The organism is Pseudomonas sp. (assembly GCF_048265905.1).
Lineage (GTDB): Bacteria > Pseudomonadota > Gammaproteobacteria > Pseudomonadales > Pseudomonadaceae > Aquipseudomonas.
On the sequence record NZ_JBLXAP010000009.1, the window covers coordinates 18,769 to 30,004 of the forward strand.

At 51.5% G+C, this 11,236-nt stretch carries 8 protein-coding genes; all 8 read right to left on the bottom strand.

Annotation, left to right across the window (positions count from 1 at the left end; translation table 11 throughout):
- Positions 1-117: 117 nt before the first annotated feature.
- The 8 genes from wecC to hisC all read right to left on the bottom strand — a co-directional run bounded on the left by wecC (position 118) and on the right by hisC (position 11,025).
- The gene (wecC, locus tag ACN0UH_RS13205; RefSeq protein ID WP_417662479.1) at positions 118-1,386 is read right to left on the bottom strand and encodes a UDP-N-acetyl-D-mannosamine dehydrogenase; all 1,269 of its coding nucleotides are present in this window, start codon (positions 1,384-1,386) and stop codon (positions 118-120) included.
- An 89-nt stretch (positions 1,387-1,475) separates the two neighbouring features.
- Entirely contained in the window at positions 1,476-2,603 is a 1,128-nt protein-coding gene (gene wecB, locus ACN0UH_RS13210; RefSeq protein ID WP_417662480.1) for a non-hydrolyzing UDP-N-acetylglucosamine 2-epimerase, read from the bottom strand.
- 74 nt (positions 2,604-2,677) lie between these two features.
- On the bottom strand, positions 2,678-3,730 hold the full coding sequence (locus ACN0UH_RS13215; protein WP_417662481.1) for an LPS O-antigen chain length determinant protein WzzB: 1,053 nt from the start codon (positions 3,728-3,730) through the stop codon (positions 2,678-2,680).
- A gap of 338 nt (positions 3,731-4,068) precedes the next feature.
- The gene (gene ihfB / locus ACN0UH_RS13220; RefSeq protein ID WP_087516438.1) at positions 4,069-4,353 is read right to left on the bottom strand and encodes an integration host factor subunit beta; all 285 of its coding nucleotides are present in this window, start codon (positions 4,351-4,353) and stop codon (positions 4,069-4,071) included.
- A gap of 779 nt (positions 4,354-5,132) precedes the next feature.
- Positions 5,133-6,818, bottom strand: coding sequence for a 30S ribosomal protein S1 (rpsA, locus tag ACN0UH_RS13225; RefSeq protein ID WP_339512633.1), 1,686 nt, complete (start codon positions 6,816-6,818; stop codon positions 5,133-5,135).
- Between the two features lie 147 nt (positions 6,819-6,965).
- Positions 6,966-7,652 (bottom strand): (d)CMP kinase, encoded by a 687-nt coding sequence (gene cmk / locus ACN0UH_RS13230; RefSeq protein WP_417662482.1) that lies wholly within the window; start codon positions 7,650-7,652, stop codon positions 6,966-6,968.
- Positions 7,652-9,856: a bifunctional prephenate dehydrogenase/3-phosphoshikimate 1-carboxyvinyltransferase gene (locus ACN0UH_RS13235; RefSeq protein WP_417662483.1), complete on the bottom strand. Its 2,205-nt coding sequence runs from the start codon at positions 9,854-9,856 to the stop codon at positions 7,652-7,654. The genes cmk and ACN0UH_RS13235 overlap by 1 nt, the downstream gene beginning before the upstream one ends.
- A gap of 59 nt (positions 9,857-9,915) precedes the next feature.
- Entirely contained in the window at positions 9,916-11,025 is a 1,110-nt protein-coding gene (hisC, locus tag ACN0UH_RS13240) for a histidinol-phosphate transaminase (protein WP_417662484.1), read from the bottom strand.
- Positions 11,026-11,236: the final 211 nt, after the last annotated feature.

Sequence of the window (11,236 nt, forward strand, 5' to 3'; positions counted from 1 at the left end):
AAAACACATAAGACTTTTTAAAGAACCGTTATAAAACGGCATGTCTCAAAAAAGATTCCATTTCACACATCAATTAATAAAGTGCGGACTCTAGTATCGACACACAAAATATATACATTAGAATTCTATTACTCCGCGTGTATCGACGAAATACGATGACTTAAAAGTATCAAAGCTCAGGAATTTAAACTCTTTATGATCGACCAACAACACAACAACGTCCGCCTCTGATTGAGCGTAAGCAAGGTCTTTAAGTTCAGCCTTTTCGCCAAACCCAAGTGGCTGCTGTGAGATATTAGGTTCAACTACTATCAATCGTCCAGGATGAATGTCTGACAACTTACGACTGATAAGCATCGCAGGGCTTTCACGCAAGTCGTCAATATCAGGTTTGAATGCCAAACCAAGACATGCAATTGTCACATCACTTGCAGTTCTTTCAGGATTTCCTTGTAAAAAATTAGCAACGGCGACTTTAACCTTATCTATAACCCATTCTGGCTTCGAGTCGTTTACTGTCCGAGCAGTACGTATCAAGTTTGCGAGATCAGGGGTCTTGCTGACAATAAACCAAGGGTCAACAGCAATACAGTGACCGCCTACACCAGGACCTGGTTGCAAAATATTAACTCGAGGGTGCCTATTGGCCAGACGTATTAACTCCCAGACATTAATATCCAATTTGTCGCAGACCATTGAAAGTTCGTTTGCAAATGCAATGTTCACATCGCGGAAGCTATTCTCTGTTAGCTTGCACATTTCAGCTGTTCGCGCATTGGTAATAACACACTCACCTTCAACAAAAATTTGATAAAGGCTTGCTGCGGCTGCCGAACACTTATCCGTCATACCACCGATGACACGGTCGTTTTGCACTAACTCACGAAGGACGTGGCCTGGCAATACACGTTCTGGACAATGAGCAATACGGATGTCTGAGTCTTCACCTGCCTGCTGAGGGAAAGTCAGATCTGGTCGGCATTCAGCCAGCCAAGCAGACATTTGCTCAGTGGCGCCTACCGGTGAAGTTGACTCAAGAATCACCAAGTCACCTGATTTAAGAACGGGAGCTATCGCTCTACTCGCAGATTCTATATAGCTAAGGTCAGGCTGATGATCATCTTTGAATGGAGTAGGAACAGCAATCAAAAAAGCGTCCGCAGCTTCAGGAGTCGTTGTCGCTCGAAGGTAGCCTTCAGTCACTGCAGTGTGAACAACTAGATCAAGGTCTGGTTCAACAATATGAATTTGACCTTTATTGATCAGGTCTACTGCAGCACGATTCACATCAACGCCAATGACGTGTTTTTTGCGTGATGCAAATACCGCCGCAGTAGGCAAGCCGATGTAACCCAGACCAACTACAGATATTGTTTCAAACGACATGAAAATCCCTAAATTATGCTGGTTGTGTAAGCATTAATGTACTGACTGCGTGAAAAACATTAATACACACTTACTGTCTTATTAATTGATTACTGTTGCGTACTTTCAATAAGTGCTTCAAGAATACGCTTGCATGCATTTCCATCACCGTATGGGTTATGCGCAAAACTCATTTTCTTATATGCAAGCTCATCTGATAAAAGCAATTGAATTTCATTGACAATAGTAGCGCTGTCTGTCCCCACAAGCTTAACTGTGCCGGCAGCGACAGCCTCAGGTCGTTCGGTTGTTTCACGCATAACAAGTACAGGCTTACCGAGCGAAGGTGCTTCCTCTTGTATTCCACCTGAGTCAGTAAGGATGATGTACGAACGACTCATCAAGTAAACAAAGGGTAAATAATCAAGAGGTTCAATAAGATGAATATTGCCAACATCAGCAAGTAAACGCTGAACAGGCTCTTGAACGTTCGGGTTCAGGTGCACTGGATAGACAATATCCACTTCAGGATTAGCGGTTGCTATTTGTTTTAGTGCTGTACAAATTCTCTCAAATCCACCGCCAAAGCTTTCACGGCGGTGGCCAGTGACCAATACAAGTTTTCTGCCTGGCTTCAAAAATAAGAAGCTCTCAGAAGCTTGCGTCTTTAGCTCAGGCTTACTGTCAAATAGTGCGACCGTATTGAGTAAAGCATCTACTACTGTATTGCCAGTGACGAATATATCTTGTTCAGATACCCCCTCACGCATAAGGTTTTGCTTCGACGTCACTGTCGGTGCAAAGTGGGTAGCAGCTAAACAGCCGGTTAGCTTTCGATTGCCTTCTTCAGGCCAAGGTGAATAGAGATTGCCTGTACGCAGCCCTGCTTCGACATGTCCTACTGGTATTTGTTGGTAGTAGGCAGCTAAACTCGTAGCGAATGTTGTTGCAGTGTCACCGTGGACCAATACCACATCGGGTTTGTATTCACTAAAAATTTGTTTCATGCCCAACAAGATTGAGGCAGTGATATCTGTTAAATCCTGCCCTGGACGCATAATACTCAGGTCAAACGCAGGTTTAATGGCGAACAACTCTAATACTTGATCAAGCATCTCTCTGTGCTGCCCTGTAACGCATACACGAGAGTCAAATCGAGGGTCAGACTCAAGGGCAAGTACTAAGGGAGCCATTTTAATTGCTTCTGGTCGCGTACCAAAAACGCTAAGTACTTTCATTTAAAACAGCTCCGATTTACATATAAATGACACTTAACAGAAAGTTACTACACTACTTTTCCGCACGATTTAACTTACACCCGCTTGGCAACAAACCCTCTAACCAAACCGATTAACACGCCTAGCATCGCTCCCAATATTAACCCCAATGCCAATATCAACATTTTCTTCGGCGCAACAGGTGTTTCCGGAACCAGCGCAGGGCTATCAAAAGTGAACACAGACACATTGTCAGGATTCACATCGATCTTCTGTAGAAAATCCATTTGGTTTTCGATACCACGCAACTCGGCGATAAATGGGTCGTCGTTGGTTCGTTTTTCGAGTACGGCCAACTCTGCTTTGACGGCTTTGGCGCCGCGCATATACATCAGGTTGCCATCCATAAACTCGGCGAAGTCGCCGTCTGATGAGGTTTTACCGGGAGTCACTTGAGGCGAGTCGTAGCCTACAGCGTCAGCCACAATCAACGCCTCTTGCAGGCGTGCAATTCTGTCTTCACGTCTTTTTTCAGCGGTTAAGCGCAGTGCATCCACCTGCCGGGAAAGGGATTGGGCCTTGGTACCAATCTCCGTCAGTTGGTTGCTACGCATACCCTCTTCCGATTTTTCAGCGGCCATTTTTACGTAGTGGTTGGCCCACTCGGCCACGACCTCAGGCTTTTTGCCTTCGACTTTTACAACAAAGTAGTCGGGGTTGTTTTTTGCATCGGGGGCTTGGACATTGAAGTCTGAATTGAAGCGATCCCACAACGTATCTTTCGCTGCTCCTGCATCTTCTGCAGGCAAGCTGGGTAAATAAATCTCATTGAAGAACTGGCGCTTTAGTGAGTCGGATAACAGGTTGCGCTTGTAAACTGCGTATACATCCTCAACGGTAAACTCTGTGAGCTTAGCTTCACTGCGACCCAGGTTATAACCGGAAATATCACTGAGGCGCGGGGGCATTACGCCTGCAGTTGCTTGATACGTAGGAGCGCTTAAAAATGCATAGGCGGCAGCAAGCGCCGTTATTAGTAATGTGCAACCAACAATCAGCCACTTCTGCATCCAGAGCTGTTTTACAAGCTCAACCAAATCAATCTCATCAGAAGCGCGAGACTGTTCAGCAGTAATTCTTTGATCCACGTAAGCTCCCGTTTTTGTCATTTCTTATCATGGGCGAAAGGCTGTAGCCTTCTGCCATCCAACATATTTTACGCGTGACTCCCTACTCGCTTGCTGCAGCAAATCAAAAGCAGGAACCGCGACCCAATCAGATTGGACGCTGTTTTTTCACACAAATTCCATTTATCCCCCCACGGCCAAGGAACTTTTTTACTGGTCATGGAGGTTAATGACGTGAAAACGTCTATCAAAGACAAAAACGTGCGCAGTTTAACGTTTTACCCACGCGTCATACCACTACTACGCATTGCTAAATAACTGATTGATTTAGCAATTTCATTTCTGTGCGTGGCAAAGAATCACTCGTCTTCGTTCACACGGTCGCGCAACTCTTTGCCTGGCTTGAAGTGAGGCACGAACTTACCGTCAAGGCTGACTGATTGACCCGTTTTAGGGTTACGCCCTACTCGCGGAGCCCGGAAATGCAGCGAGAAGCTACCGAAGCCGCGTATCTCGATACGGTCGCCTGAGGATAAGGCGCTGGACATTTGCTCAAGCATTGTTTTAATCGCCAGTTCAACATCCTTGGATGAGAGTTGGCCTTGATGGGTCACGATCCTTTCGATCAATTCCGACTTGGTCATAATTTTCCCTTCGTTTTCAAGCGGCTAGATCACTCGATAGTATGGTTTTAGCATGCTCCCAAGCTTTTGAACAGCCTCTAAAAACGCTTCCATGATGTTGATTCCGTTCACAGGCTCTATAGCAACAACCAAACAACCATTCCAGACCGTTGTAATCCTTACCCGTAGGGTGTGACAACGCGAAGCCTGTCCACCAAAAACCACCAAACAACCAAGCCCCGTGCCGCAAATGGCGGACAGAAAAGCGCTGTCCGCCCTACAGGAAAAACATCGTTGCGTAGGGTGTGACAACGCGAAGCTTGTCCACCAAAAACCACCAAACAACCAAGCCCCGTGTCGCAAATGGCGGACAGAAAAGCACTGTCCGCCCTACAGGAAAAACATCGTTGCGTAGGGTGCGGCAACGCGAAGCTTGTCCACCAAAACCCACCAAACAACCAAGCCCCGCGTCGCAAATGGCGGACAGAAAAGCGCTGTCCACCCTACAGGAAAAACATCGTTGCATAGGGTGTGACAACGCGAAGCTTGTCCACCAAAAAACCACCAAACAACCAAGCCCCGCGTCGCAAATGGCGGACAGAAAAGCGCTGTCCGCCCTACAGGAAAAACATCGTTGCGTAGGGTGCGGCAACGCGAAGCTTGTCCACCAAACCTCGAGGGCTCATGCAGATTTATAGACCGAGCACGATCCCATGGCGGATGGAAAAACGTCATCCAGCCTACGGACGCGCACAAAAAAGGGAGCCCGAAGGCTCCCTTTTTCTTTGGATTACCCGAACTTAGTTCTGGTTTTCCATTTGTGCGCGGATCAGATCACCAATGGTGGTCGGACCAGCAGGAGCAGCTTCGTCCTGCTTAGTGCGCATTTCTTTGATTGCTTCTTTTTCGTCTTCAACGTCTTTCGACTTGATCGACAAGCTGATTACGCGGCTCTTACGATCAACGCTGATGATCTTAGCTTCAACTTCTTCGCCTTCTTTCAGAACGTTGCGCGCGTCTTCAACGCGGTCACGGCTGATTTCAGAGGCTTTCAGTGTAGCTTCGATGCCGTCAGCCAGGGTGATTACAGCGCCCTTAGCGTCAACTTCTTTAACGGTACCGGTCACGATTGTGCCTTTATCGTTAATGGCAACGTAGTCGGAGAACGGATCTTCTTCCAGTTGCTTGATGCCCAGGGAGATGCGCTCACGCTCTGGATCAACAGACAGGATGACGGTTTCGAGCTCGTCGCCCTTCTTGAAGCGACGTACGGCTTCTTCGCCGACTTCGTTCCAAGAGATGTCTGACAGGTGAACCAGGCCGTCGATGCCGCCGTCCAGACCAATGAAGATACCGAAATCGGTGATCGACTTGATGGTGCCGGAGATCTTGTCGCCCTTGTTGAACTGACCCGAGAAATCTTCCCATGGGTTAGTTTTGCACTGCTTGATACCGAGGGAGATACGACGACGTTCTTCGTCGATATCGAGAACCATAACTTCCACTTCATCGCCAACCTGAACGACTTTGGATGGGTGGATGTTTTTGTTGGTCCAATCCATTTCGGATACGTGCACCAAACCTTCCACGCCTTCTTCCAGCTCTGCGAAGCAGCCGTAGTCGGTCAGGTTGGTTACGCGTGCAACAACGCGAGTGCTTTCTGGGTAACGAGCTTTGATAGCAACCCATGGGTCTTCGCCCAGCTGCTTCAAGCCCAACGATACGCGGTTACGCTCGCGATCGTACTTCAGAACCTTAACGTCAATTTCGTCACCAACGTTGACGATCTCGGAAGGATGCTTGATGCGCTTCCAAGCCATGTCGGTGATGTGCAACAGGCCGTCGACACCGCCCAGATCCACGAACGCGCCGTAGTCGGTGAGGTTTTTGACGATACCTTTAACTTGCTGGCCTTCCTGCAGAGACTCGAGCAGAGCTTCGCGCTCAGCACTGTTCTCAGCTTCGAGGACGCTACGACGAGAAACAACAACGTTGTTGCGCTTCTGGTCCAGCTTGATGACCTTGAACTCCAGCTCTTTGCCTTCCAGGTGAGTGGTATCACGCACTGGACGAACATCGACCAAAGAACCTGGCAGGAACGCACGGATGCCGTTAACGTCGACTGTGAAGCCGCCTTTAACCTTACCGTTGATAACGCCCGTAACCACTTCTTCAGCGGCGAAAGCTGCTTCCAGAACGATCCAGCACTCAGCGCGCTTGGCTTTTTCGCGGGATAGCTTGGTTTCACCGAAGCCATCTTCAACCGCGTCCAGCGCAACGTGGACTTCGTCACCGACCTTGATGGTCAGCTCGCCTTGTTCATTGAAGAACTGCTCGAGCGGGATGACGCCCTCTGACTTAAGACCGGCATGAACAGTGACCCAGTCACCGTCGATGTCGACTACGATACCGGTAATGATGGCGCCCGGTTGCATGTCGAGGGTTTTTAGGCTTTCTTCAAAAAGTTCCGCGAAGCTTTCGCTCATGTTGATTCCTGTTGATTCAGGGCAGTTAATCTGCCCAAACCACACTCCAGACAATGTGGGTACGTTCATATAAAAAGAGGCTTGCAAGACTGGGACTGGTCTCTTGCATGCCTCCCTGGCGAACTATCGGCTTATGCCGAAGCTCTATTAACCAGCCAGATCGCGAATGGCGACCTCGCTGAGAATTCGTTCAAACACCTGCTCGATTGAAAGTTCGGTTGAATCCAGCTGTATTGCATCGGTCGCTGGCTTAAGCGGAGCCACCGTGCGCTGGGTATCGCGCTCATCACGCTCGCGAATCTCATCAAGTAGACTCGCAAGATTAACATCATCGCCTTTCGCCTTCAACTGCAAGTAGCGTCTGCGTGCACGCTCTTCTGCACTGGCAGTCAGAAACACCTTTAGCGGCGCATCCGGAAACACCACCGTGCCCATGTCACGACCATCTGCGACCAGCCCCGGAAACTCCTGAAACGCCCGCTGACGCTGCAGCAGAGCCTCACGCACCGCTGGCAAAGCCGCGACCTGAGAAGCCCCTGCGCCAACCTGTTCATTGCGGATCGCGTTAGTCACTTCCTCGCCTTCAAGGATGATGCTCTGCCCCTTGCCGCCGGGATTGGCGATGAACTGCACATCGAGGTGTGCCGCCAACATGGTGACTGACGCCTCATTGGTAATGTCGACACCGTGATTGCGCGCAGAAAATGCCAATAAACGATAGAGAGCGCCTGAATCAAGCAAGCCCCAGCCCAGCTTTTGTGCCACCAAGCAGGCAATAGTGCCCTTGCCTGAACCGCTTGGCCCGTCGATTGTGATTACTGGCGCAGCGTTCATCACTTACCCTCCTCACCAACTTGCATCCCAACTTGCGAAGCCAGCGCCAGGAAGTTTGGAAATGAGGTGGCGACGTTTGCGCAATCATGGATACGAATTGGCGCACTGGCGCGCAGCGAGGCAACACTGAAGGCCATGGCAATCCGATGATCACCATGGGCATACACTTCGCCGCCGCCCATGGTGCCACCTTCGATGATGATGCCGTCTGGGGTTGCCTCAGCGCTCACGCCCAGCTCAATCAGGCCATCAGCCATCACCTGAATGCGATCAGACTCTTTGACTCGCAACTCTTCAGCGCCACGCAACACAGTCTGCCCCTCAGCGCAGGCAGCGGCGACAAACAATACAGGGAACTCATCAATCGCCAGCGGCACCAAGTCTTCCGGGATGTTAATGCCCTTAAGCTTAGCTGAGCGCACGCGGATATCTGCGACCGGCTCACCACCGACTTCACGCTCATTCTCGAGGGTGATATCGCCACCCATCAGCTTGAGAATATCGATAACACCGGTGCGCGTTGGGTTGATGCCAACGTGCTCAAGCAACAGATCAGAGCCTTCGGCAATACTCGCGGCAACCAGGAAGAATGCAGCGGACGAGATATCCGCCGGTACTTCAATATGCGTGCCTTTTAGGGTATGGCCCGACTCAACCGTCGCCGCGTTACCTTCAACCGTGACCGGATAGCCAAAGCCACGCAGCATGCGCTCTGTATGGTCACGCGTCGGTGCAGGCTCGATAACAGTGGTGGAACCCGCAGCGTAGAGGCCCGCAAGCAACAGGCAGGATTTAACCTGAGCGCTGGCCATAGGCATTTCATAGGTCATACCGCCCAAGCGGCCTCCTGCACGTACAGTCAACGGCGGACGACCTTCTGCTGCCGTCTCGATAATTGCCCCCATGGAGCGCAACGGCTTGGCCACACGGTTCATCGGACGCTTGTTAAGCGAGGCATCGCCGGTCAACGTGACATCGAACGGCTGCGCCGCCAGCAAACCACTAAGCAGACGCATTGATGTACCGGAATTGCCAACATAGATCGGGCCAGGCGGCGCTTTAAGACCGCGCAGGCCAACGCCGTGGATAGTTACACGGCCGTGGTGCGGACCTTCAATCACAACACCCATGTCACGGAATGCTTGCAACGTAGCAAGGGCGTCTTCGCCTTCGAGAAAACCTTCGACTTCAGTAATGCCTTCGGCAATCGAGCCGAGCATGATCGAACGGTGGGAAATGGATTTATCGCCCGGTACGCGAATTTTACCAGTGACCTTGCCACCAGGATTAGCCAGAAAAATCAGATCATTCGTATGCATAGCGTCCACATAAGCCCTGCGGGCTAAAATTTTGCTGAAGTGTTCGCGGGCAACGCGGGCGCGCGTAAAGACGCCCAGCAGTTGATGCCCATCCCCTGCATCGACCGCGTCGCGAAGAGCGTCGAGGTCGCTGCGAAATACGTCCAGGTTCTGCAATACAGCTTCGCGATTGGCCAGAAAGATATCGTGCCACATCACCGGATCGCTTCCGGCTATACGGGTAAAGTCGCGAAAACCACCGGCTGCGTAGCGAAAAATTTCCAAATTCTCGCTGCGCTTGGCCAAGGAGTCGACCAAACCAAACGCCAGCAAATGCGGCAAATGGCTGGTCGCCGCCAACACCTGGTCATGATGCTCAACCTGCATGTGCTCAACATCAGCACCCAACTCACGCCACAGCTGGTCAACTAGCTGCAGCGCCTGCGGGTCGGTTGTCTCCTGCGGCGTCAAAATCACTTTGTGCTGGCGAAACAGTTCTGCATTAGCAGCTTCAACACCGCTCTGCTCTGAGCCAGCAATCGGATGCCCCGGCACAAAACGAGCTGGCATACCGCCAAACGCCAGGCTGGCAGCGCGCACCACATTACCTTTGGCGCTACCGACATCGGTAAGCACGGCCTGCCCCAGATCAAGCTTGGCCAGTTCGCCAAGCACACGCTCCATGGCCAAAATCGGCACCGCCAACTGAATCACGTCAGCGCCCTGACATGCGAGCGCCAACTGCTCTTCGCAGCGATCAACCACGCCCAAGGCTACAGCCGTTTCCCGTGATTGCGGGTCGAGATCAACTCCAACCACTTCACGACAGACGCCACGCTCACGCAACCCTTTAGCGAATGAACCACCAATCAACCCCAGCCCGACAACCACCAGGCGGCCGATCATAGGGGCTGTCGATTGCGCGCAGGTTACAAGCGGTGCAGTTGCAGCAGGTTTAACCTCAGTCACGCGCCAAGCACCTTGTTCAAGGCAGCCAAGAACCGCTTGTTTTCTTCAGGCAGGCCAATGGACACACGCAAATACGTCGGCATGCCGTAATTAGCCGTTGGCCTGACGATCACGCCTTCGCGCAGCAATGCCTGATTGATCGGAGCCGCATCACGGGCTAGATCAACCGCGATAAAGTTGCCTTTCGAAGCGATCCAGTTAAGACCAAGCTCACGAAAACCCGCCTCAAGCTGGGCCATGCCGTCATCGTTGACCTTGCGGCTTTGCGCTAGATACTCAGCATCATCAAACGCCGCACAGGCAGCGGCCTGAGCCAGACTGTTGACGTTGAAGGGCTGGCGTACGCGATTCAAAACATCCGCCACCTGTGCAGTGCTGATGCCGTAACCGACACGCAGCGCCGCCAAGCCATAGGCCTTGGAGAAGGTGCGCGACACCAACAGATTCGGGTACTGGCTCAAGTAATTGAGGCCATCGGGCAGCTCACTGCCGTGGGCGTATTCGATATACGCCTCATCCAGCACAACCAGCACGGACTCAGGCACCTTGGCCAGAAAATCAGCCAGTGCTTGCGGGCCAAACCAGGTGCCGGTTGGATTATTGGGGTTGGCAATGAACACCACACGGGTGTGCTCATTGATCGCCTTGGCCATCGCTTCAAGGTCATGACCGAAGTTCTTGGCCGGGACGATATTGCACTGCGCGCCAACAGCCTGCGTAGCAATCGGATACACCGCGAAGGCGTGCTCACTAAACACCGCATTCAGCCCAGGCGCCAGGTAAGCACGAGCAACCAACTCAAGAATGTCGTTGGAACCGTTGCCCAGCGTCACTTGCCGGGTTTCGACACCGCAGCGCTGCGCCAAAAGGCTTTTTAATGAAAAACCATTGCCATCAGGGTAACGGGTCAGCTCCGCCAACTCAGCACGAATAGCTTCTAACGCTTTAGGGCTGGGGCCAAGCGGGTTTTCATTGCTGGCCAGCTTGACGATATTGGCTGGATCAAGCCCCAGCTCACGCGCCAGTTCATCAACCGGCTTGCCTGGCACGTAGGGCGACAGTTTTTGCACGCCTGGCTGCGCCAGCGCGAGGAAATCACAACTCATTGCTTGCCTCGTTCAATCCAGAAAACTCGTTAGCGTCATACATCCCCGTAGGGTGTGACAACGCAAAGCTTGTCCACCATCAATCACACCGCACCTTCATCCCGTAGGGTGTGACAACGCGAAGCTTGTCCACCATCAATCACACCGCGCCTTCATCCCGTAGGGTGTGACAACGCGAAGCTTGTCCACCGTAACCGCACGCGCCTTAGTA